Genomic DNA, 23,999 nt, shown 5'->3' on the forward strand with positions numbered 1-23,999 from the left:
CCTCAGCGAGTCAAGAGCCCTCAGCGAGTCAAGAGCCCTCAGCGAGTCAAGAGCCCTCAGCGAGTCAAGAGCCCTCAGCGAGTCAAGAGCCCTCAGCGAATATAGAACACCCCGTACCCGCGGAGCTTTCAGAGCGCACCTTACAGCAAAAGTTGAAGCAAGCGCAGCAACGTTGGCAAGAACTCCATTTGCCTAAAGGTTACTCGCGAGCGACTGAGCTGAGTCGACGTTACGAGCAATTACGAAAACAGGTACAAAATCGCATTCGGCAAATACAACAGCAGCAGGTGCAACAACAACAGGCTCGTGAACAGGAACTGTGGCAGCTGTGTCAGCAACTGGAATCCCTGGTCTACGCATGTGTAACGGGTGTTGTCGGGGACGACAGTCGTCTTACTTTGTCGAACTGCCAGGCGCGATGGCAGGAATTGATGGTGTCCGATTCCCGGCTTATTGCAATTTTGCAGCAACGGTATTCTATTGTAACGGATTTGTTAAATCGCATATTCAGCGATCCATCCGTAATTTCAGGTGATACTCTATATGAACGGGAGTCAGAAATAGCTGAAGCAAAAAAAATCCTTTGTTTGCGTATGGAAGTATTAGCGGGGGTTGATTCTCCTGCTGAGGCAAAGCAGGATCGCATGGAATATCAAGTTGCGCAGCTGGCGGAAAAAATGAAACAAGGAGAGTTGCATGATTCCGGTGAAGAAACCATAGAAATTCTGCGGCAGTGGCACAACAGCGGATTGTTGTCGCCACAAGTTGCCGAACCTCTGGAGCAACGGTTTTGCCGGGCGTATCAGGCCATTCTTTAATGTCTTACAAATAGTTAAGTGCGGGCAGTGCGGCGGTGACGGTTGTCATTGAAGGAATCAACAAGATTCTCCCTGATGAAAGAAACAGTTGCTTAGCGAAGCGTTAAGTTGTAAATAATGCTTTATAATTGAGCAAATGGTTCTAAAATAATCGGTGAGCCTTGGTTTTGAGTAATAGGGCACAGTTCCGGAATTGAGTCTGGATTATTTTGGCAGTGGAGGCTGGGCGTGCCGTTATCGGCATGAGCGCGCTTGCAGGGTATTGAGAGCGACTAAGAATGAATCTAAAAACCAATCGTGAACAAAGCCATTCCCCTCAAATTCTGGTTGTGGATGATGAGCGTGATGCCCGTTTATTAATTCGGAAGGAATTGGAGGCGGCTGGGTTTGGTGTTTATGAATCGCCTGATGGCGTTTCTGCTTTGACTGATATTACCCGCTATCAACCCGATCTGGTTTTGCTCGATGTTAAAATGCCGGGCATGGATGGTATTTCCGTCTGCCAGTCCATTCGTGCGATGGAAGCGTTTAAAAAAATCCCCATTCTTATGTTAACCGGTGTGGATGGTTTGGAATATATCCGCCGGGCTTTTGACGCCGGTGCTACTGATTTTATTAATAAAACCACCAATCTGGGTTTTGTGTCTCAACGAATTCGTTATGTGTTGCGTAACATTGAACAACAGGATGCACTGTTTACCAATCAACGCCAACTGGAAGAGGCACAACGGGTGGCTAAGTTGGGATACTGGAAATTCAGTGTAGATATCAGCAATTTTTCCTTGTCGGAACAGGCACGGAAAATATTGTGTATCAGTCCTACAGGATTTGATAACACACTAAACGGGTATCTCAATCTGATTCATATCAGTGACCGCGATATGATGAAGTCTGCTATCGAATGCGCGTTATACGAAAAAGAGTCTTTCAGTATTGATTACCGCATTATCGATGTCACCGGCAAAAAAATTTATATCCATTCTCAAGGCGAAGTGGTGGAAGGGGTAGACGGTTCTGTGATAGCGATTTTGGCCACAGTTCAAGACATTTCTGAACGCAAAAAATCCGAGGCCACTTTTGAGCACATGGCGTTGTATGACGGCTTGACGGATTTATGCAATCGCAGCTTGTTTCAAAACCGCCTGGCCCATTCCATGGCCATGGCTCACCGCGAAGAGAAGCTGTTGGCTTTGTGTTTCCTGGATCTGGATAACTTTAAGCAGGTTAACGATACCTTGGGGCATGCGGTAGGTGACGAGTTACTAAAATCCGTGGCTAAACGCTTAAAATCCAGTATGCGCCAAGGGGATGTTATTGCCCGTTTGGGAGGGGATGAATTCGGTATTGTGGTCGAAGGTTTGAGCACTATAGACGAACTGGAAAAAATCGTCACGAAGTTGCGCAACCGTCTGGGGAAAATGCACCATATTCGTGGGCACGATTTACTGGTGAGCGCCAGCATTGGTGTCACTCTCTATCCTCTGGATAGTGCTGACAAAAATACTATCCTGGCTAATGCCGACGCTGCGATGTATAAGGCCAAGGAGTTAGGGGGTAATCGGTTTTGCTTTTACAGCCATGATATGGACGATCGCTCCCATCGCCGTTTGGATATGGAGCAAAAACTGCGTAATGCGTTAAAAAATAACGAATTACGTGTTTATTACCAACCTCGGATGCAATTGGACAGCGGCGATATTGTGGCGGTGGAAGCCTTATTGCGTTGGCAACATCCGGACTTTGGATTACTCCCGCCGTCCAAGTTTATCAAGATCGCTGAGGAAACCGGCCTCATTTACCCCATCGGCTTGTGGCTCTTAAAATCCGCATGCACTCAAATACTGAAGTGGAAGCGTCTGGGACTGGGGGATTTACATCTGGCCATCAATATGTCCGGACGGCAGTTTGCGCAGCAGGACATGATAAGGCACATGCAAAAAATTATGTTGGAAATAGGCTTTAATCCTCAGCATTTAATTATAGAAATTACCGAAAATGTCGCCATGCGCAATATTACCAGTGTCACCGAAACCCTGAGCCAGATAAAAGCCATGGGAGCGGTGGTTGCCATAGACGATTTCGGGGCAGGGCATTCCTCCATGAATCATTTGCAACGGTTACCTATCGATATGTTAAACATCGATCGATCCTTTATTATGAATGTAGCCGGGCGTGAGCGTGACGGAGCCACCGCCAGAGCCATTATTGCCTTGGCTCATGGATTAGGTTTGAAAGTCATTGCAGAAGGTGTGGAAACGCAAACCCAAGTGGATTTCTTGCGGAAATACAAATGTGATGCGATGCAGGGCCATTTTATCAGCCCCCCGGTTCCTGCCGCCGAAGTGGTGCCTTTGCTTGAATCCCGAGAGCTGACAGTTTAAGGTGTGTCCTTTTTCCCCTGATGTGTAATCGGCAGGATTGCCGCGTTACCCGAGGTTTTACTTTGGGTAACGCCGGGGTGAGTTGGTGTCAATATTAGCAGTTCGGACAATATGGTTAACTTAAATCCACGCCAGCACGAGGCGATTCAATATATCGGCAGCCCTCTTTTGGTTTTGGCCGGCGCAGGCAGCGGCAAAACTCGGGTTATTACCCAAAAAATCGTGCACTTGATTCGTCAATGCGGCATATCGCCACGGCACATTACCGCAGTCACTTTCACCAACAAAGCCGCTCGTGAAATGCAATCACGGGTACGGGAGTTGCTGAATAAGGGCGAAGGTAAAGGCCTGAGTGTGTCGACCTTTCATACTCTTGGGTTGAACATTATACGCCGGGAAGTTGCTGCGGCTGGATTAAAACCGGGTTTCTCTATTTATGATTCCCAGGACTGTCAAAGTTTGCTTAAGGACTTGATGCACAAAACGTTTGGTGGCGATGACGATCTGGATTTTCACCAGCGCCATATTTCGCATTGGAAAAATGCCCAGATCAGCCCACAACAGGCGTTGACCGAAGCCGCGGGCAGCGATGCGGTGGTGAAACTAACGGCGACCGCCCGTTTGTACGAAGTCTATGATCGGCATATGAAGGCCTATAATGCCGTAGATTTTGACGATTTAATTCGTATTCCTGTGGAATTACTGCAGAATGATGCGGCCGTCCGCGAAAAGTGGCAAAACCGGATTCGTTATCTGTTGGTAGACGAGTACCAGGACACCAATACCAGCCAATACCTGTTAGTGAAATTGTTGGTGGGTGCGCGAGGTGCCTTAACTGTGGTAGGTGACGATGATCAATCCATTTATGCCTGGCGTGGGGCGCAACCGGAAAACCTGGCTTTGTTACAAAAGGATTTTTTCGATTTAAAAGTGATAAAGTTGGAACAAAATTACCGGTCCACCGGATGTATACTCAAGGCCGCCAATCATTTGATTGCCAACAATCCCCATGTATTCGAAAAATCGCTGTGGAGTGAGCTGGGGTTTGGTGAGACCATCAGAGTCATCAAAGCACGTAATGAGGAGCATGAAGCTCAGCGGGTGGTTTCAAGAATACTTCAGCACAAATTTCAAAGCCGTAAGGCGTTTAAGGACTATGCCATTTTGTACCGGGGGAATCATCAATCGCGCCTGTTGGAGCGGCACCTGCGGGAACATCAAATGCCTTATACCCTGACCGGGGGCACCTCGTTTTTCTCCTACGCAGAAGTAAAAGATGTCCTGTCTTATATTCGCCTGGTGGTGAACAATGATGATGACCACGCCTTTGTGCGCGTTGCCAATGTACCCCGGCGGGAAGTGGGGCCCGGTACGCTGGAGAAACTCGCCACTTACGCAACTCAGCGTGGTATTAGTATGTTTGATGCCAGTTATGAGTTGGGTCTGGAACAGCATATGGCACAACGTAGTGTGAGTAAGTTGCGGGCATTTACCGATTGGATCGGTGGGTTCAGCCACAGGGCAGAACGCGGTGAAGTACGCACTTTGGTACGGGATCTGGTCCAGGAAATGGATTTCGAAACCTGGTTGCTCGACAGTAGTCGAGACCAGGCTGCGGCGGACAGAAAAATGGAAAACGTCGCGGAGTTACTGCAATGGGTGGACAAACTCATGTCCGGTCCGGATGCTGAGGATCTGGGTAAAGTGGTTTCACAATTACAATTAATGGATATTCTGGAGCGTCAGGAAAATGAGCAAGAACGTGATTGTATTAATCTGATGACCTTACACGCGGCTAAGGGGCTGGAGTTTCCATATGTCTATATTATTGGAATGGAAGAGGAACTGTTGCCGCATCACAGCAGCATTGATGAAGGTAATGTGGAAGAGGAACGACGCTTGGCCTATGTGGGCATTACCCGGGCTCAGCGTGAGCTGACTTTCAGCTATGCAGAAAAACGCAAACGTGCCGGTGAAATGGTGTCATCGGAGCCCAGTCGATTCTTAAATGAACTGCCACAGGATACGGTACAATGGGAATCGGGCAACGAAGATCCGGAACAGCGTCAACAGCGCGGTCAGGCCCATTTGAGTAATTTGCGTGATATCTTAGGAAGCCTATGATAACTTTCGTAAATGGCATATATGGGAACAGAATCGTCAATTGAGCCATTTGCTCTTAGGTCTGCTCATCCTGGAGTCTTTCAACGGCTCCCTGGAACTTCCCCTGCTGCGGTGGTCTCATCCGGCGTAGGCGATTGAAATAGTGACAACCGGGTTATTGCGCCGGGAGTTTACGATTGTGATGCCGTTCCGGATTTGTTTTCCTCCAGGTATTAAAATCGGTCGCTTAAAGAATGGCTTATATAACATGGCGTTATAAGGCATGGGATGTAACAAGCGGTTTATAATGTTCAGGAGTGGTAGATGCGAACATTGGTATTTGCTGTCATTTTCAGTGTCATTCCCCTTACCTTGAAGGTTCCCCAGCTGATGGCTCACGAAGCCGTTACACTGGCGATGGTGGATGATTTACAAGCGGTGTCCAGAACGGCCCAGTCTCAAAACTTACCCATACTGTTAGTGTATTCAGCGGAAGATTGTGGTTACTGTAAACGTCTGGAAGCAGACGTACTCAACCCCATGATGAAAAATGGTGAATTTACCCAACGCATAATTGTACGTAAGGTCATGATAGACAGCATGGTGAAAATCAAAGACTTTACAGGTCAGCCGATGGAAGCGGGCGAATTTGCTTTTAAGCAGGGGGTGGATGTAACGCCGACTCTGCAGTTTGTTAACGCTCACGGCAAACAGCTGGTACCGCGCATGGTGGGTTATCAGGGTACGGATTTTTTCCCGGCGTATTTGGAAGACGCTATCGGCAGCTCTTTGGAAGTGGTGCGGCGACGCTAGATCGGATCACTTCAGTCGCAGTTAACGCAATCTGGCTTCTTTCAACATTTTCCGCACTTGGGTCATATGACGACGGCTCACTTCCAGAGCATTATCGATTTCTCGCATTTTAATTACCCAGCTGCCACCGGCGGTTCGCTCCAACCCCTGCATAAACGCTTTGGCAACCAGTGCGTTGCGGTGTATGCGTACAAAACGTTCCCCAAATTCCTCTTCCAGTGATTTCAGCGATTCGTCAATGATGACCTCCCCGTTGCGATAACGTACGGTGACGTATTTCTGGTCGGCTTGGAAATAGAAGATGTCTTCAATGGGGACTAACTTAATATTACCGCTGATTTGTGCGCTTAAGTGGGTGCGAGAGTGGTCCGTTGCGTCACTCTTACCCAGTTCCACTAATTGCGCCCGGTTAATTTTTCTCACCCGGGACAAGGCCTGTTCCAGACGTTCCCGGCGTATCGGCTTGAGTAAATAATCCACGGCTTCTGCATCAAATGCCGCCAGGGCATGCTCACTAAAGGCGGTGGTGAAAATAATGGCAGGCGGGTTGTCCAAGTTGGATAAATGCATGGCCGTTTCCAGGCCATCCATTCCCGGCATGCGAATATCCAAAAAAATCAAATCCGGTCGCAATTCTCCGCTTTTGAGTAGTACCTCCTTGCCATCTGCGGCCTCGCCCACAATGGTGTGGTCCATTTCTTCCACAATGCGCTTCAAACGGGAGCGGGCCAAAGGTTCATCATCTGCAATAAGAATATTCATATTAGGATTGTTTATAAGGAAAACTCAAAGTTAATTGATAATGGGTGCCTTCTAGTTTAACGGCCAGTTTGCCGCGTTTTCCATAGCTGGCCTGCAAACGCAGGCGAGTGTTTTCCTGCGCCATTTTGTTGCTGGTACGGCTTTGGATGGCAGTTGTGGCCGGTACCGGGTTGGTGATGGTAATACTGATCAAATCGTCTTCGATGGTTCCGGCAATCACTATGGTACCCCCGTTTTCTACATGTTCTATGCCATGATAGATGGCGTTTTCCACCAACGGTTGTATGGTGAGTTGAGGCATTAGGGCGTTGCTGGGAATCGTGTCCACCGACCATTCGACTTGTAAGCGCTTACCCAGACGCAGCTTTTCTATGCGCAGATAACGTCGGGCCAGGTTCCATTCATCTTTGATAGGTACTTCATTGCTGTCGGCCAAAGTGCCGCGGAATAAATCCGCCAGGTCCAGCGTGGCCTCTTCCGCCAGGTCCGGTTGAGTGCTGGCGAGGCTTGCAATGGTGTTGAGGCTGTTAAAAAGAAAATGTGGACGGATTCTGGATTGCAGGGCCTGGATACGTGCCTGAGACTTGGCTTGTAAATTTCTGATGTACTGATGTTGGATATAGAAATAGCGCAAAGCCACCGCGGACACGATGGCGCTGATACCGAGACTGCTAAGAAGGAAGTCCGTGTACCAGCTGCCTTTTACCGGATGGCTGATGAGCGATTGGATGGTGTAGTAGGTCGCCTGACTCACCAGAGTGGTTGTAGTGAGTAACAATACATATGAGGCGGTGGCGGCTTTAGTGTCGGTGAGTTTGGCCAACCAAGGGCGGGCGAGGCACAAGACCGCTGCGCTGATCAATGCAACCCATTGAATAAAAAGAGATATTATTCCAAGGTCTTCCCAGCGTTGGGCGCTGCGTTGGGTCGGGGCCAAAGAAAGTACAATGGCCAGCAATTCACCGATGACCACCACGGCGAAAACCATTCGCACATCACAGAAGTCCGGCAGGAAAAAATCGTCTCCCTTGTTGGTGTTTTCTGCCGTTTCACCTGGAACCGCATTAAGCTGATTTTTGTTCGACATTAGGCTGTGTGGGTTTCCCTATTGTTGCAAAAACTGGCAAGTGTGTCGTAAAAGACGGCAAGTGTGCCGCAAAATATCGCAAGTCATGGCTAATATCGACTATACTGCGCCAAAACCTGAATCAATTCCAAGTTTAATAGGTACATTAGATGAAAAAAGATGACTCCACAATAAAGCCTTGGGGTGGCCGCTTTACCGAGCCCACCGACGTTTTTGTTGAGGCGTTTACCGCATCGGTAGAATTTGACAAACGTCTGTATGCTCATGATATTGCCGGTTCCACTGCGCATGCCCGAATGCTGGCAAAAGTGGGTGTACTGAGTAGTGAAGAGTTGGAAGCCATTGTTGAGGGGTTGCAGCAAATCAAGGATGAGATTGAACGGGGTGAATTTGAATGGAAGGTCTCCCTGGAAGACGTGCATATGAATATCGAAGCTCGCTTGATTGAACGCATTGGTGATGTGGGCAAGAAACTCCATACCGGCAGGTCGAGAAATGACCAGGTGGCTACGGATGTGCGTCTGTATTTGCGCGAGGAAATCGACCTGATTCAAGAAGAGTTGTTACGTCTGCAGGAAAACTTAGTGTCTCTGGCGGAGCAACACACAAAGACCATCATGCCCGGCTTTACCCATTTACAAACCGCGCAACCGGTGGTTTTTGGTCACCATTTGTTGGCATGGTATGAGATGTTAAAACGGGATTGGGAACGCCTGGCGGATTGCCGCTCCCGAGTTAATGTGTTACCACTGGGGGCGGCTGCCCTGGCGGGAACCAGTTATCCTATTGATCGAAATTATACCCAGGATATGTTGGGCTTCACTGCCATGGCACAGAATTCCCTGGATGCGGTAAGTGACCGGGATTTTGTTATAGAATTCCTCGCGGCAAGCGCTTTGATCATGACGCACCTTTCGCGTTTTTCGGAAGAAATTATTTTATGGAGTTCAGCGCAATTTGACTTCATTGAATTGGGGGACAGTTTTTGCACCGGCTCCTCCATTATGCCGCAAAAAAAGAATCCGGACGTACCGGAACTGGTGCGAGGCAAAACCGGTCGCATCAATGGCAATCTGGTGGCCATGTTAACGCTGATGAAAGGGCAACCGCTGGCATATAACAAGGACAATCAGGAAGACAAAGAGCCCTTATTCGACAGTGTGGATAACGTTAAAGCCAGTTTGCGAGTGTTCGCAGATATGATTCCTCAATTCAAAGTGAAAGCAGACAATATGAAACAAGCGGCGCGGCGCGGGTTTTCCACCGCCACGGATTTAGCCGACTACCTGGTGCGCAAAGGGATTGCCTTTCGTGACGCCCATGAGATTGTGGGTAAGGCAGTACAGCGCGGTGTGGAAAAAGGTAAGGATTTAGCGGAAATGAGTCTGAAAGAATTACAGTCTTTCGGATCCCATATTGAAAAGGACGTTTTTGAAGTTTTGACTCTGGAAGGGTCGGTGAATGCCCGAAATCATGTGGGTGGTACAGCTCCGGCCCAGGTGTCCGCCGCTGTTCAACAGGCCAAAGTTTGGTTGTCGGAACGTTAAGGCAGCTTTAGAAAAAGCGATAGGAATCGCTTGTGTATTCCGCCAAATGCCCACAAGTACTTGCGGTATCTGACAACGGTTTTATGCCCCATTGGGGTTTAAAGGCTCAAACAAACCCACCGGGTTTTGGTCCGGATCACTGATTTGGGCATACCAGCCGTAATTGGGGATGGATTTTTTCGGCACCAAAACTTTGCTGTCCAGGTCTAAAGCCTGGCGCAGACTTGTTGCGATACTTGGTACCTGGATAAATACCAGGCAGTCATTTCCCGGTGCTACCCGTTCAGTTTGCAGTAAGCCCACGCAGGTGCCTTGTCCCGGTGTGTACAGCATGTAGTTATCACCAAACGTATCGAAGTGCCAGCCAAATAGCGCTTGGAAGAAAGACGCTGTTTTCTGTAAGTCCGTGCAGCGCCATTCCACATGGGAAACAAAGGGAGGGTGGGCGAGTACCGGGGGCGGGGAGTCAGAGATAGTCATAGTCGCCACTCATAGCGCAAGTGAAACGTCACATCAGGACTCACGTCCAAAACCAAATCTTCTCCCACACTCAGATGAAGTTGTCCATTGCGATGGGTGTTGATCCGCCCCCCCAGGCTAAGCTGCACACCATAACCGCTTAAGTCATTGACCTCGGGGCCTGAGTACAGGGGCGTATGAATATCCAACTGAGAGATAAAAACCACATTCGGGGTGAGATGTACGCCGGCGCCCAAGTTGCCAAAACCGGCCCAGTGGTTGAGAAACTGGGGTAGAGTATCGCTGTCCTCGACATAATTGAGTCCTATGCCATAGAAATATCCGGCAGTCAGTTCATAGAATAAGGTCTCATTGTGATGTTGGATCCATACGGCGGCATCGGTGTAACCGTTACTTTGAAACTGTTGACTGTCACCACTGGGCAGGTTTAGATTGAAGTTCACGGCCCAGGCTTCATGTTGAGACCGCTGAGTTTGCCAGGCGGCATTAATGCTAATATCACCTATGCCGCGGGAAGCCGTTTGGTGATTTAATAGCACCTGACCCGAGCGCTCATAACGGATTAACAGCCGATCGTTGGGTACCACGTTTCTGCCACCTTCGGCCAGATCGAAAAATTCATGCCATTCATTGATAAATCCATCGAGGGTACCTCCGGTATAGCGGATGTATGGGATATCCAGCCCCACTTGCAGTCTTTGCGTGACGCCGTAACGCCAGGAGAAAACATAAGTGTATGTCTCACCATCCGCTTCAAATCGTTCCGAAGCAGATTTCTCTATAGCATAGAAACTGCTGACCTCGGTGGTGAGTGAATACTGTTGCTTTCCTGCGGGGACGAGACGCGCATTGCCCGGTCGGGGTATGCCATAAATGGAAAAGAGGGGGTTGTTGTTCCGCATTTCCAAGGCATAGACGGAATTTTTGCGGTATTCCAACTTAGGGTTCTCAGCCCCAAGCACGGTATGCGGTGGCAAGCTCATCAGGACTATAGGCAGTACAATTGCCAAGCGCGAATTGGTGGCCAAACGCAGCTTCATGGTAACTTTGGCGCTTAGAGACTCAGGCGAGCGCTATTGTTACTATGGCCAGCAATACCACCCAGACAAAAATGCAGCGACGACATAACCCCAGAACATCGTGAACCGTTTGGCCATCAAAGATCTTGGTGTCGGCTTCAATGAGGATGGCGCCAAAGCCCGTGTCCACCAGCATGTTATTTGCTGCTTCGGGAGTAAACTTGTCGTAGTTCCTGTGTATTTTCCATTGATGCATGGCGTCAACAAAACTACCGGTTAGGGCGTAGATCAAAGAGGTCAGATGCGCGGGTATCCAGTTGAGGATGGTAAACAGCAGCTGCAATGTTTGCATATATTCTTCGGATAAGGCGCTGTCTTTGGCTTTATGTCGCAGTAATACATCGCTAAATCGATACAGTAAAGCACCGATGGGGCCTAGCAGGGCAAACCAGAAAAACACGCCCAACAGCTGATTGTTTGTGGCGATCAAGGCGGTTTTATTAATCATCTTAATCATATCGGATTCGTTTTCCACCGGGTAACCGTTCAATATGACCTGTGACAGTTCCTTAGCCTCAATTTGATCACCGCGCTCGTGGGCTTCCAGGAATTTTTGAATTTTGTCCAACAAGCTTTTGGGGCCCATGCAATAAACCAGCACCAGGATATTAAACAAATAGCCTAGCAGTATGTGAACATGGCTTAGATATTGGTAGGCAATGGCGACCAACAGTAGCGGTAGTAGAAAGGTGAGTACTACCAGGGCGGTGGGGTCTTTAATATGGGGCTTCAGGGGTTTCTGAATCCGCGGGGCGAGCTTAAGAAACCAGGAGTAGTTGCGCAGATTTTCCACGCCTTCCAGGAATTTTTCTATGCCAATACTAATCAAGATAACGAGCAATGCCATGAGGGGGATGAGACTCCTATAATTAACACGTGCCTGATTCTAACAAGCTGGCCGGGCCGAAACCGTAGATTTGTTGCGCAGTATACCATTCTCCGCTGTTTTGGTAAGACTTAAGGTAAGTTATGACACCTTAACTTTTTGTGTAAAGTGTGAGCGATTTCTACGGGGACTGAGCCAGCAAAGCATGAAATTTTCCCCAATCAAAAAACGGACCCGGGTCGGTTTTGCGCTGCGGCGCGATATCGCTATGGCCGGTAATGTGTTGCGGCGTTAGGCTGGGGTAGGCGTTGAGCAGCGCTTTGACCAAAGCCGTCAGCTGTTCGTATTGGACTGATTCAAAGGCGACATGATCGCTGCCCTCCAGCTCGATGCCGATGGAGAAATCGTTGCAGCGCTCCCTTCCCTGGTAAACCGATAAACCCGCATGCCAGGCTCGTTTGTGAAACGGTACATACTGTACAATCTCGCCATCACGGCGTATGAGGGCATGAGCGGAAACCTTGACCTGGTGGATTTGTTCAAAAAAAGGATGGGCGGCGGGGTCCAGCTGATTGCAAAACAAAGCATCGATCCAGGGCCCGCCAAACTCGTCGGGAGGCAGGCTGATGTTATGAATGACAATTAAATCGATGGCCGATTCCGCAGGACGTTCATCCCAGTTGGGTGAAACGACCTGTCTGGCCTGGTCCAGTAAACCCTTGTTTGCATCAATGATCATAAGCTGTGTACAGTAACGGGAACGGTGGGCGGAGTAAAGTCAACACAGTCGACGTGGGAGGGGTTTGATTGAAAACTCATCACTTTTCCATGGTTTTAACCTCGGAGCAGTTGCTTCACTATTATCGTGGTCGGGTGAAAAATGTGGTTGTCCAAAGTGATAATGGATTAAGCCTGCAAATTCCTTTAGTAGCGCTAAGACCCTTTGTCAGTCATAGTGGTATCGAAGGCTATTTTCGCTTAGTAACCGATAATAACAACAAACTACAGAGTCTGGAAAAATTGTCCTAGAGACTCCGGTTTAAACGGATGAATATGAGCAAACAACAGCCGGTGCGAATCGGAGTGGATTTGGGCGGTACTAAAACAGAGATTATCGCCTTGTCGCCCGACGGGGAAATGCTTACTCGTAAGCGGGTGGCGTCACCTCAAGGGGATTATGAGGCAACGGTAAAAAACGTGGTGAATTTGGTTCGCGGTGTGGAAGCCAAGCTGGGGCTGACACAAGAACACAGCTTAGTGGGTATAGGCACGCCCGGTGCAGTCTCTAAAGACAGCGGTCTTATGAAAAATTCCAACTCAACCTGGTTAAACGGGCGAGCCTTAAAGCGGGATATCCAATTACATTTACAGCGACCGGTTCGGCTTGAAAACGATGCCAATTGTTTTGTCTTGTCGGAGGCCACTGACGGTGCGGCCAAGGGTGCGTCTGTGGTGTTTGGCGTTATTATGGGCACTGGCACGGGTGGGGGGCTGGTAGTTAATGGTCAGGTAGTTCGTGGTTGCAATCTGATTGCCGGAGAGTGGGGGCATAACCCTCTGCCCTGGCCGGGGCCGGATGAGCAGCCGGGGCCGTCGTGCTATTGCGGCAAGCAGGGCTGTATCGAAACTTTCCTGTCGGGGCCAGGCATGCAGGCGCAATACCGTCACGTCACCGGTACCGCGCTCAGTGCCCATGGGATAGTAGCGCAGGCGGCAGACGGTGATGAGTTGGCTGAGACGGTACTGCAAGATTATGAACGACGCTTGGCTAAAGCATTGGCATCCGTTATTAACGTTGTCGATCCTGATGTGATTGTGCTCGGTGGAGGTATGTCCAATATTGAACGGTTGTATACCCGGGTGCCCTTGCTGTGGGGGGAGTATGTGTTTTCCGATGTGGTTGCGACCGTACTTAAAGCTCCGATCCATGGTGATTCCAGCGGAGTTCGCGGAGCGGCTTGGTTGTGGGGGTAAGGTTGGTTGTTTTCTGTGCAGGGTCTGCCTGGAGCAAGTAGGTATCCTGAACTATTATTAATGAGTTCAAAAAAAGGAGAATGTTTATAATGTCCGCAATGTTTGCTAGACAGCCTATTTTGTTATGGAGTTTCAGTCTTTTACTTTTGTTGAGCGCTTGTGGTGACAAGCAGGACACAAGCAAAGACATGGCTCAGGCCGGTTCGGAACCAACAACCGCAGAACCCCAGGCCGCAGCCGCGAGCCAACCGACACCGCAGGCACTCTCGTTTACGCGCCAGGCGTTATACCCCGAGGGAGTGGAATATGATGCGGCCAATAAGCGTTTTTTGGTGACCTCGTTGCGCGAAGGGATAGTAGGCACCGTGGCCATGGATGGAACCTATACGGAATTTGCCAAGGATCCCAATTTTGTCTCTGCCATCGGTATTCGTGTGGATGCAACCCGCGATCGGTTTATGGTGTGTAACTCAGATCCCGGCGCCGGCGTCCAAACCAAAGAGGCCACTAAAGGCAAGTTGGCGGGTTTGGGTGTTTTTCGATTATCCACCGGCAAATTGATGAAATATATCGACTTGGGTAAGCAGGCAGAAGGCGGTCATTTTTGTAATGACATTGCCGTGGACGCCAATGGCAATGTGTATGTGACCGATAGTTTTTCCCCCATTATTTATAAAGTGGATGCGGGTTTGAACGAATCCATTCTATTGAACCATGAGCGCTTTAAGGGGGAAGGATTTAATCTCAATGGTATCGTCCACAAGGACGGTTATCTATTGGTGACCAAGTACAACGAGGGTCTGTTGTTTAAAGTCCCGCTCAATGAACCGGATAAGTTTACTCAAGTCAGTCTCAAAGAAACTTTCCCCGGAGCCGATGGTTTGGCCTGGGCAGCGGACGGTTCCCTGATGTTAATCGCCAATTTACAAACCAATAAAGTGGTTAAATTGAGCAGCGCGGATAACTGGGTCAGCGCCGAAGTGGTGAAAAGCACCGATACCGGTCCCGTGTTTGCTACAACGGGTGTAGTGAATGACGCCGGCTTCCAGGTGTTACACGCCCGTTTGAATGTGTTGTTTGATCCGAAAACCACGCAGCACGTGGACAGCTTTCAGATCGTAAACTATGGCATGTAATCATTCCGGTTGTTTTCTTGTGGTTAAGGTGACGGTACGGTAATACCTAAAGTCCATACCGACTCGGCATTCGTCGGGTCGGTCTGTTTTCACTCACAGCAAAAATAAAGGATTGACGATGGCGACAGGGTACTTGCTGGACCCATGGACGGCCGAGCACATTGGATAATGTGGGCACCTTGCCTGACCGGGCCTTAAACATAGCGGAGATTACCTCGCTGGAAGTACACGGGGCCTGAGTCCGAAGTGGAAAATCTGCGAGAACCCCTGACCGGCTTAAAGCCACAGTTTTTTACCCTGGAGTATGGGTTTCGTCGTTAAGCCTTGGGCACCGGTTCCTACGTTGTGGGCCCAAATTTTTTTCGTTTAACCATAAAAAAACCCCGGTGAAATCACCGGGGTTTTTTTAACTGCCGTATCAGGACGATTTAATCGTCATTATTGTTTCGCGGCGGTGGTGTGGGATCCAATGTTTGGATGTGAGTGATAATATCCACAACATTACGAGTGCTTAAGCCATTAACAATAGTGGAAGGCATAATGGAGCCCGGTTGTCCGAATCGGGCTTTATGCAATACTTCCCAGGGATTATTAATGCCCACATCGGCCAGATACTCCGGATTGTTGTTGGTTCCGAAATTGATCTGACGCCCGTCCAGGCCATGACACAAGGAGCAGTTAGCTTTACCGGCAAACTGACCGTCGAATGTGAACAATGTCTGTCCAGTTGTAGCGTTGCCATTAATGGGAGCACCGGTGTTTTCATCGATATAAAGCTTGGTATCAATCATTCCGTTTATACCGCCTTTGATGAATCTGGCCAGTGCTCGTATGGAGGCATCGCTCAGTACGGTACCAAAATTGTGCATCACGGTGCCGCTGTAGTCCTTTCCATTTTTAATGTAGTTAAATATGGAATCTTCGGACCGCGTAGACAAAGCCACATCCAGAAGACCTTTAAAGCCGGTATAGTGGTCACTGGTCAGGTCATATTGACCGGCGTTACCTTCGTAATCCCAGCCGTGACACTCCTTACAACGCCAGGTGTCCGCTCCGGTGCGGGTATTGGAGTTTTGTAAGGCCCAAAGCGGGTTGTCGTTGCGTGGTGTACTGGCTTCGGTTTGCAGAATCCAGTTGTCATACAGCAAGCCGCCGAGTATCACATCGTCCTGCACATCGCCAATCGGAGTGCCGCCTGTTTGGGTTAATGTGCGAACGTGGACCAGGATGTCGCGCATGACGTTGCGACTGAGGCCCTCATCCACAAATGCCGGCATGGTGGGGTTGGAGCCCGGGTGTCCATAACGAATTTTATGCAACACTTCCCAGGGGTTGTCGTTACCCAAAGCACCCAGGGTGATGTTGTTGAGGTATAGAGTACCGTCCGTACCGTGACATCGAGTACAGTTGTTTCCATATTCCGTTCGGCCGCGGTTCGGATCGCCCGTTACACTGCCGGTTGGGTCAATGTATTGGTCCATATCAATTTGACCCTTGTTGTCGCCTTCCAGGACAAACTTAGTTAACTGTAACACCGCTTGATCGGTCAGGTTGGAGTTACTTGGATTGAACTGGTGATCGGCATCGTTGGGAGTACCGGCGTAAATGGAGCAGAACACATCAATGGGTTGTTTGCCCAGTGCGCTTCGGATGCCGGGGAAGCCCGTGTAATGACTGTTAGTCCGATCCCCATAAGCACCGTCACGGCCCTTGTAATCCCAACCGTGGCATTCCTTACAACGCCAGGTGTCAGCGCCAAAACGGTTGTTGGTTCTTTGTTGTGCCCACAGAGGATGATCCGTGGTGGGGCCGTTGTTGTAACCCAAGGCTGTCCACCATTTGTCGTACAAAGCGCCGCCCTGGGTTGCGGTTTCTCTGTTGTAGTCCCGAGACACCAGGCCGGCTTTGTCCGTCAGACAGGTGTTGCGATCAATGGGTTGTGTTCCCACGTTGCCGGTCAAGGTTTGGGAATGAGCCAACACATTTTTCATATCGGCGTCGGTGAGTTCGTTATAGGTGCCGCGTAAGCCATCCTCAATAAAGGCGGGCATAACCGGACTGGAGCCCGGGTGGCCATAACGGATTTTGTGCAATACTTCCCACGGATTGCTTGAAGACAGCGCCCCCAGAGTGGTGGTACCCATGCTCAAATTGCCCTCAAGACCATGGCAGGCGTCGCAATTAGCCTTGGTCTCGTACACGGATCGGCCCAGATTTCTGTCGCCCAGAGCCAGTCTGCTGGTATCGCTGATAAAGGAACTCATGTTCACCATGCCGTTGCCATCGATGACATCCGGTTCGCGAATGAAGCGCACGATGTCCAGGATGTCAAAGTCAGACAAATTGGTGGTGTTGAACGCATGGCGTGAGTCCAATGTGGCTCCATTGGTTTTCACGCCCTCACCGTCGCGGATGGCGCAGAATAAGTCCACAGCGCTACGGTTGCGAGTTCCCAAAATGCCTTGAAAGCCCGTGTAATGGCTATTGGTACGATCGCCATAGGCGCCATCAACACCTTTATAATCCCAGCCGTGGCATTCCTTACAGCGCCAGGTCTCCGCACCGGTACGAGTGTTGATGGTGCTGGATCTGGTAATCCACAGGGGGTGGTTAGACGTTGGAGTGGTGGTGTTTCGTGTAACTGCCCAATTGTCATACAGTTTGCCGCCGTTTATTTCAGAGGCTTGGTTGTAATTGTTGTTGACAAAATTTTGGTTATTAACGGCACATGCACCTTGATTTCCGGTGCCCGGATCCAGTGATGCGGCATAGGCCAGTACGTCACTGATTTGCTGGTTAGTCAATGGATTTCTGATTCTGTTACCCACATCCCTATAGCTGGTGACATAGGCGGGCATAATGGGATTGGATCCCGGATGACCATAGCGGATTTTATGAATCACTTCCCAGGGATTTTCCGTTGATAATTGACCCAGAGTGCTGCCTCCTACTCTCAGTTCGCCATTGACGCCATGACAACGGACACAGTCCGCTACGGTGCTGCCGTAAACGGTGCTGCCGGCGTTGACGTTGCCTAGTGGCTGGCCTGCTCTGGTTACAAAGGTATTTGTGGTGTTAATTACACCTGTATTGTCGTTTGCAGTGATAAACCGGGTCAGCTGCAATATTTCTGTATCACTCAAGGTGTTTGCAAACCGGTGTTGGGCGTTAATGCCTTCGCCACTGTAAATAGCGCAAAAGACTTCGGTGTTCGTTTTTAATCGGGCGTTATAGATACCCGGAAACCCGGTATAGTGAGTGCCGTTGGTGTCACCGTAGGCACCATTCACGCCTTGGTAATCCCAACCATGACACTCTTTACAGCGCCAAGTGGCAGAACCTTGTTGTGCATTGTTTGGGTTTGCAGTGCGGCTGGCCCAAACCGGATGATTACCGCGAGGCGCTGTCTTGCCACCGGCTATCCACCAGTTGTCATAGAGGAGACCACCGTCCCAAGGGTCCACAGAATTGATGCTGCTGACGATGGACATGAGACGGGAATCCGTACTGCAGCTATTATCTCCAATAGGTGTGCCGATATTACCACCGGCCGGATTGGAGTTGCCTACATCTTGCTCACAGGCCTGCAATAATAGGGTTCCCAATAGTAACAAAGCCGCTGCCGATCGTTTGCTCGAGCAGCAAGAGACTAGTTGATTAAACATTTTTAACCCCCGAAGTATTGTGTTTTTGTCGATGCCCGCTCCACTTTTTTAATTTTTCAGCGGATGCGGGAGTATGGGGGTACTACAACATGTTTACACACCATTCCCGGCCTGTATTGATCGCCCCCCCTCATTTCCTAATTCCATTTATACAAGCTCCAGACTTAACAAAATATTAAAAAAGGAGACAAAAGGGAATAATTTTTCGCACTTATGTAGAAAAAAAACAAAAATGGTTAAATTTTGACCAATAGTTAGCGTTTAGCGGGTTTTTTTGCGAGCTTGCGTTGCAGCGTACGTCGGTGCATACCCAGAGTTCGGGCGGCTGCAGAAACATTACCGCCACAATCTGCCAGGACTTTTTGAATGTGTTCCCACTCCAATCGGTTGGGAGACATGGGTTGTTCGGCGATGCCGGCAGCACTATTGCCTTGGTCCTGACTCAAGGCTTGGATGATTTCCTGGGTATTGGCCGGTTTGGCCAGATACTGTACCGCTCCCAGTTTAATGGCTTCCACGGCCGTGTTAATGCTGGCAAAACCGGTGAGGACGACGACCCGTATTTGTGGGAACAGCTTCACCAGTTTTTCCACCACTACTAAACCGGATTCGCCGGGTAAGCGCAAGTCCACAACGGCAAATTGAGGCGGGTTGCATTGAGCCACTTCTATGGCGGTGATTGCATCACTAGCACAGATGCAGTGAAAACCTTGCTTGCTTAGGGCGCGGGATAAAACCTGAAGAAACAACGCGTCATCATCGACCAATAAAAGGGTGTTGTCGTCATAGGCAGAATTTCCGTCAGCCACGTCCATGTTTAACCGAAGCGGGGGTCTAGCTTGTCTAACGGTAGGTCAATGTGGGCTTGGGTGCCGCCTTGTGGCAGATTGTTCAACAGCAGATTACCACCCAGGCGTTTAATCACGGCCTCGCTCAGGAAAATACCCATACCGGGGCCATCGTGCTTGGTGGAATTGAGCGGCTCGGTAGTCAGGCTGAAGTCTTCCGGCAGTCCGCTGCCATCATCCAGCACTTCCAGCATCAGGCGCTGGTCGCGATACTTGGCTTTCATCTCAACGCCTTTGTTACAGGCGTCCGCGGCATTGTTGAGAATATTGCTGATGGCTTGTCGTAGTGTTTGGTCGCCAATAATAAAAGGTACTTCCTCGTCTTGCGTAGGTTCCCAAGTGTAGTCCAGACTGGTATCTGGGCGAATGTTTTTCCACTCGGTGACAATTTTTTCCAGGTACTGGTCTAAAGGCAAACGGTAGCCCCCTTCGGCCCGAATCTGGCCGGAGCGCGCAGACAATTCTGTCAGCGTGATTTTACACCGTTGGATTTGGCTTTGCAGCACGAGCAACTGCTGTTGCAAGTCTGGGTCGGAATCGTACTCGCAAAGTAAATCTTCTACGGTCAGGGACATGGTCGCCAACGGCGTACCCAAATCATGGGCGGCACCGGCTGCAAAGGTTCCCAGTGCGACCAGGCTGTCGTCACGCAGGGCTTGTTCCCGTATTTGAACCAGTTTGTTGTCCCGTTCCCGTAAGGATTCGGTCATGATCAATACAAAAAATATGATAATGACAACGGCCAGGACAAAGCTTAGCCACATGCCGAAAACATGTAAGTCAAACTCGGTTCCGTGTCCAACATGGTGGTGAGGTAGTGGGACGTAGAAGAACATGAGCAGGGTGTAGCAAACCACTGATAACAATGCCATTGCCGCCGCGAAACGGGTGGGCAATGTTGCCGCAATGATAATGATGGGCAACAGAAACAGGGAGACAAAAGGGTTGGTCGGGCCGCCACTGAAATACAACAAGGCAGTCAGACTGAGTACATCAACACCCAAGTGGGAGAAAAATTCGCGGTCTGTAGGATGGGTGGGGATTTTTTTAATGCGCCACCATGCCAGGATATTAAATAGAAACTGCAGTCCAATGATGACGAGTATGGGAGTCACCGGCAGCTTCAGGTTGAACAAGTTCATGGCAGTAATCACTGCCAGGCACTCACAGGCGATGCCTATAGCCCGTACGACTAGCAGGCGTTGAAATTGCTGCGTGTCCACTTTGTTGATTGCTGAGCTGAACATGACTGCCTCAGTGGTAAATGGCACAGTATATGACAAACTTTCCTATTTTACCTTAACGTCTGCTTCTGTTTTTGCTTAAGCGGTGTGGGTGATTAGGTCGATTTGGTTAAAAAACACCCTGTTGTTTTTAGTGGTGTCCGTGTTCGTGTCTATCATGGCTATGATCCTGCCGGGAATCGCGTTTGTGGGTTTGATCGCCGCGCATATCGGTAACCACTAGGGTAATGTGCTGCGGTGGGTGTTTTTCGAAATGCAGGGTTAAGGAAATGGTTTCATCCACTTTCAAGGTTTGCTTGAGTCCCATGAGCATGAGATGCAAACCGTTAGGATTCAGTTCCACATTGCTGTGGGCCGGGATTCGCAAGCGGGGTCGATGTTCCATGCTCACCATGTCGCCGTGATTGACAGATTCATGGATTTCCACTTTATCCGCGGCCGGGCTTTGCAATGATACCAGTGTGAGGTCCTGTGCGGTGGGATTATGGATGGACAGGTAAGCCGCGGTCACTTTTAGGCCTGGAGGTGCTTGGCGAACCTTGGCGGCGGATATTTGCAATGTATCTTGCGCCATCGCCGCCGGTAGCAGATAGATTAGGGTGAGGGAGAGAATCAGTTTGGAGGGTTTCATATACTGTAATCCTGTAATGTCAATGCCAGTTCCACCGCGTTTAAAACGCCGGCGGTACTGCTGTCATGGGGCAACAAGGTGTGGATACCGCCATGGGGGTTGATAATATATACAAATGGGGTGTGTTCCACCTTGATAACCTCATCGGGCCGGTTTTGGGAATATTCCACGCGGTATTTCACTTGATAGAGGTCAGCCACTTGCTGTAATTCCTGTTGCGATCCGCTCAGACCGAGAATGCTGCTGTGAAAGTAGTGGGTGAATTTTTCCAGCCATTTCAAAGTGTCCCTCTGTGGGTCAATGCTGATAAACAAACCTTGAACCCGGTCTTGGGCGGCCGGATCCAACGAGTCCAGGGCTTGAGCCCAAGTTTTTAAGGTGGTGGGGCAAATGTCCGGGCAGTGACTAAAGCCAAAATACATTAATACGACTTTACCCCGGAAATTTTTCAGAGATACAGGACCGGCGCTGGAGTGGAGGGTGAAATCCCCGCCGACAGGGGTAAATGCTGGGCCTGGACGGGGGGAATTCCACCAGGCCCAACTAATCGCCACCACAACCACAAGAGATAACAAGAGTCTGTTGAGGATAGTCCAGTTAGATTTGTGCATTACCAGTGACAGCGATTTTCTTTACAACCGCAGTTAGTATAAGGAGGTGGAACTGGATTTGGAATGTGTCAAATTGTCGCACCTGATGGGGTATAGAGGGTAACTTGTTGATGTGTATAGGGCTTGTCTTTGCCAAGACAGTCCGGACTAAACTGTTGTAAGATGTTAGCTGATTTGGCAGGCCGATATACCAGGGTTTTTGCCGAACGCATTGATTATATAAGAAATAGTGAATCCAGCCAGGCAGTGGGTATTCATGAACACAACACCAGATACAGGGTTGACGCAAATCGGCGTTAATCACAAGGGGCACGATCCGTTTACGCAATACCTCATCGATCATGAGCTGTTGAAACGATCCGACCTGGGTAAATTGTGCCAGATTCAAAGCGATTCCACGGATACATCGGCGGCGACACTGTTTCGACTTGGGTTGGTGTCAGCGCCGGATATCGCAGCGGCCTTATCTGCGATTACCACTTTGCCCATTGTGGCGGCGGATGAATGCCTGCCTGACGAGCAACCTAGAATGTCCCCGCGTTACTTACGGGCCAAAGCCGTAATCCCCTTGCGGGTGGAGGCAGGCCAAGTGGTGGTTGTCATGGGGGATCCGCGTGATACCGAAGCGGTCCAAGCTGTAGGGGTTGCCTATGGCAAACCGGTGCAGGTCCAACTCGGTTTGTTTTCTCATATCCATGCCAGTCTGGAACGTTGTTTTTCTGATCAGGATCAGGCGGGCCAGGACAATTTATCCGCAAACATGCCGATTGCCGCCAATGACAGTGCTGACGTGGAGCATTTACGCGACCTGGCCAGCGAAGCACCGGTTATTCGCAGCGTGAACCAGATAATTCAGCAAGCGGTGGAGTTGGGAGCGTCGGATATTCATCTGGAACCGTTTGAGGAACGCTTGCAACTGCGCTTTCGCGTTGATGGCGTATTAAGACAAATAGCACCGCCGGACTATGGTTTGACAGCGGCAATTGTTTCCCGCATTAAAATAATGGCGCGTCTGGACATTGCCGAGCGTCGTTTGCCGCAGGATGGACGAATCCCGCTGAAAGTGTCTGGTAAGGACATCGACTTGCGTATTGCCACGGCTCCTACATTGTATGGGGAAAGTGTGGTCATTCGTTTATTGGACAAAGCCGGCGTTACCCTGGATTTTAGCGGATTAGGTTTTGATGGTGAGTTACTGCGGGAATTTACCCGTTTGCTCACTAAGCCTCATGGTATCGTGCTGGTGACCGGGCCTACCGGCAGCGGTAAAACCACGACACTTTACGCAGCCTTGAGTAGCATCAACAGTGACGCGCGCAAAATCGTGTCAGTAGAAGACCCGGTGGAATACCAACTGGATGGAGTCAATCAAATTGCTGCCAAACCTCAAATCGGTTTGAGTTTTGCTAATGCGTTGCGTTCCATAGTGCGTCAGGATCCGGACATTATTATGATTGGTGAGATGCGTGATACGGAAACCGCGCGTATCGCCGTTCAATCAGCGCTAACGGGTCATTTGGTTTTGTCCACTTTGCACACCAATGATGCCGCCGGCGCGATCACCCGCTTGCTGGATATGGGGCTGGAAGAATATTTGCTCACATCAACCGTAAATGGTGTATTAGCGCAACGCCTGGTACGCACTTTGTGTCCCCATTGTCGCGACGCTTATACGCTGGCATCGGAAACAGTGCGCGAGCTGGGCTTGGAACAACGGGCGCAACAAAATCGTACTGGAGAACTTTTACTCTATAAAGCGGTGGGTTGTGGGCATTGCTCCGGTAGCGGCTATGTGGGGCGAACGGCGGTGCTGGAATTAATGAGCATGAGTGAATCGGTAAAAAAACAAATACTGTGTCGCGCCGACGCCGGTACGATTAAGCAAACCGCTGTGGCCCAAGGGATGCGCACTATGTTTGACAACGGTATTAATATGGCCATGGAGGGAATTACCTCATTGGAAGAGATACTACGGGTAACCCGAGATTTTTAGC

20 protein-coding genes are annotated in these 23,999 nt (G+C 49.7%); 9 read left to right on the top strand and 11 right to left on the bottom strand.

Features of this window, described 5'->3' with window-relative positions; translation table 11 throughout:
- The 4 genes from OEY58_02950 to OEY58_02965 all read left to right on the top strand — a co-directional run.
- Positions 1-818, top strand: an 818-nt coding sequence (locus OEY58_02950) for a hypothetical protein (protein ID MDH5324396.1), incomplete at its 5' end; no start/stop codon positions are given.
- Positions 819-1,096: 278 nt separating this feature from the next.
- Positions 1,097-3,199, top strand: coding sequence for an EAL domain-containing protein (locus tag OEY58_02955; GenBank protein ID MDH5324397.1), 2,103 nt, complete (start codon positions 1,097-1,099; stop codon positions 3,197-3,199).
- 111 nt (positions 3,200-3,310) lie between these two features.
- Positions 3,311-5,323, top strand: coding sequence for a DNA helicase Rep (gene rep / locus OEY58_02960; protein ID MDH5324398.1), 2,013 nt, complete (start codon positions 3,311-3,313; stop codon positions 5,321-5,323).
- 303 nt (positions 5,324-5,626) lie between these two features.
- Positions 5,627-6,115: a thioredoxin fold domain-containing protein gene (locus OEY58_02965; GenBank protein ID MDH5324399.1), complete on the top strand. Its 489-nt coding sequence runs from the start codon at positions 5,627-5,629 to the stop codon at positions 6,113-6,115.
- 21 nt (positions 6,116-6,136) lie between these two features.
- Here the strand turns inward: OEY58_02965 and OEY58_02970 are convergent, their stop codons facing one another.
- Complete coding sequence (locus OEY58_02970) at positions 6,137-6,877, bottom strand: LytTR family DNA-binding domain-containing protein (GenBank protein ID MDH5324400.1); 741 nt, start codon at positions 6,875-6,877, stop codon at positions 6,137-6,139.
- A 1-nt stretch (position 6,878) separates the two neighbouring features.
- Positions 6,879-7,964, bottom strand: coding sequence for a histidine kinase (locus OEY58_02975; protein MDH5324401.1), 1,086 nt, complete (start codon positions 7,962-7,964; stop codon positions 6,879-6,881).
- 149 nt (positions 7,965-8,113) lie between these two features.
- Here OEY58_02975 and argH point away from each other — a divergent pair, with 149 nt between their 5' ends.
- On the top strand, positions 8,114-9,511 hold the full coding sequence (gene argH / locus OEY58_02980) for an argininosuccinate lyase (protein ID MDH5324402.1): 1,398 nt from the start codon (positions 8,114-8,116) through the stop codon (positions 9,509-9,511).
- A gap of 81 nt (positions 9,512-9,592) precedes the next feature.
- Here the strand turns inward: argH and OEY58_02985 are convergent, their stop codons facing one another.
- The 4 genes from OEY58_02985 to ampD all read right to left on the bottom strand — a co-directional run bounded on the left by OEY58_02985 (position 9,593) and on the right by ampD (position 12,629).
- Positions 9,593-9,991 carry a hypothetical protein gene (locus OEY58_02985; GenBank protein MDH5324403.1) on the bottom strand — a complete coding sequence of 133 codons (399 nt, stop codon included), beginning with the start codon at positions 9,989-9,991 and terminating at the stop codon, positions 9,593-9,595.
- Positions 9,988-11,031: a DUF3187 family protein gene (locus OEY58_02990; protein MDH5324404.1), complete on the bottom strand. Its 1,044-nt coding sequence runs from the start codon at positions 11,029-11,031 to the stop codon at positions 9,988-9,990. The genes OEY58_02985 and OEY58_02990 overlap by 4 nt, the downstream gene beginning before the upstream one ends.
- A gap of 22 nt (positions 11,032-11,053) precedes the next feature.
- A complete protein-coding gene (ampE, locus tag OEY58_02995) occupies positions 11,054-11,917 on the bottom strand; it encodes a regulatory signaling modulator protein AmpE (GenBank protein ID MDH5324405.1) in 864 nt (287 codons plus the stop codon).
- Positions 11,918-12,077: 160 nt separating this feature from the next.
- On the bottom strand, positions 12,078-12,629 hold the full coding sequence (ampD, locus tag OEY58_03000) for a 1,6-anhydro-N-acetylmuramyl-L-alanine amidase AmpD (protein MDH5324406.1): 552 nt from the start codon (positions 12,627-12,629) through the stop codon (positions 12,078-12,080).
- A 74-nt stretch (positions 12,630-12,703) separates the two neighbouring features.
- Between ampD and OEY58_03005 the strand changes: the two genes are divergently transcribed.
- The 3 genes from OEY58_03005 (at position 12,704) to OEY58_03015 (ending at position 15,006) form a co-directional block, all read left to right on the top strand.
- Positions 12,704-12,925 carry a DUF2835 domain-containing protein gene (locus tag OEY58_03005; GenBank protein MDH5324407.1) on the top strand — a complete coding sequence of 74 codons (222 nt, stop codon included), beginning with the start codon at positions 12,704-12,706 and terminating at the stop codon, positions 12,923-12,925.
- A 24-nt stretch (positions 12,926-12,949) separates the two neighbouring features.
- Positions 12,950-13,870 (top strand): ROK family protein, encoded by a 921-nt coding sequence (locus OEY58_03010; protein MDH5324408.1) that lies wholly within the window; start codon positions 12,950-12,952, stop codon positions 13,868-13,870.
- An 89-nt stretch (positions 13,871-13,959) separates the two neighbouring features.
- A complete protein-coding gene (locus tag OEY58_03015) occupies positions 13,960-15,006 on the top strand; it encodes a hypothetical protein (GenBank protein MDH5324409.1) in 1,047 nt (348 codons plus the stop codon).
- A gap of 428 nt (positions 15,007-15,434) precedes the next feature.
- On the opposite strand, the gene OEY58_03020 is transcribed toward OEY58_03015, so the two are convergent.
- From OEY58_03020 to OEY58_03040, 5 genes are all read right to left on the bottom strand, one after another.
- Positions 15,435-18,671: a c-type cytochrome gene (locus tag OEY58_03020; protein MDH5324410.1), complete on the bottom strand. Its 3,237-nt coding sequence runs from the start codon at positions 18,669-18,671 to the stop codon at positions 15,435-15,437.
- A 254-nt stretch (positions 18,672-18,925) separates the two neighbouring features.
- On the bottom strand, positions 18,926-19,486 hold the full coding sequence (locus tag OEY58_03025) for a response regulator transcription factor (protein ID MDH5324411.1): 561 nt from the start codon (positions 19,484-19,486) through the stop codon (positions 18,926-18,928).
- Positions 19,487-19,488: 2 nt separating this feature from the next.
- Positions 19,489-20,766 (bottom strand): ATP-binding protein, encoded by a 1,278-nt coding sequence (locus OEY58_03030; protein MDH5324412.1) that lies wholly within the window; start codon positions 20,764-20,766, stop codon positions 19,489-19,491.
- Between the two features lie 127 nt (positions 20,767-20,893).
- Positions 20,894-21,394 carry a copper chaperone PCu(A)C gene (locus OEY58_03035; GenBank protein MDH5324413.1) on the bottom strand — a complete coding sequence of 167 codons (501 nt, stop codon included), beginning with the start codon at positions 21,392-21,394 and terminating at the stop codon, positions 20,894-20,896.
- On the bottom strand, positions 21,391-22,005 hold the full coding sequence (locus OEY58_03040) for an SCO family protein (protein MDH5324414.1): 615 nt from the start codon (positions 22,003-22,005) through the stop codon (positions 21,391-21,393). Before OEY58_03040 ends, OEY58_03035 begins: the two co-directional genes overlap by 4 nt.
- A gap of 256 nt (positions 22,006-22,261) precedes the next feature.
- Between OEY58_03040 and gspE the strand changes: the two genes are divergently transcribed.
- Complete coding sequence (gene gspE / locus OEY58_03045; GenBank protein ID MDH5324415.1) at positions 22,262-23,998, top strand: type II secretion system ATPase GspE; 1,737 nt, start codon at positions 22,262-22,264, stop codon at positions 23,996-23,998.
- Position 23,999: the final 1 nt, after the last annotated feature.

Source organism: Gammaproteobacteria bacterium (assembly GCA_029882975.1).
Taxonomy (GTDB): Bacteria; Pseudomonadota; Gammaproteobacteria; order SZUA-152; family SZUA-152; genus JAJDNG01.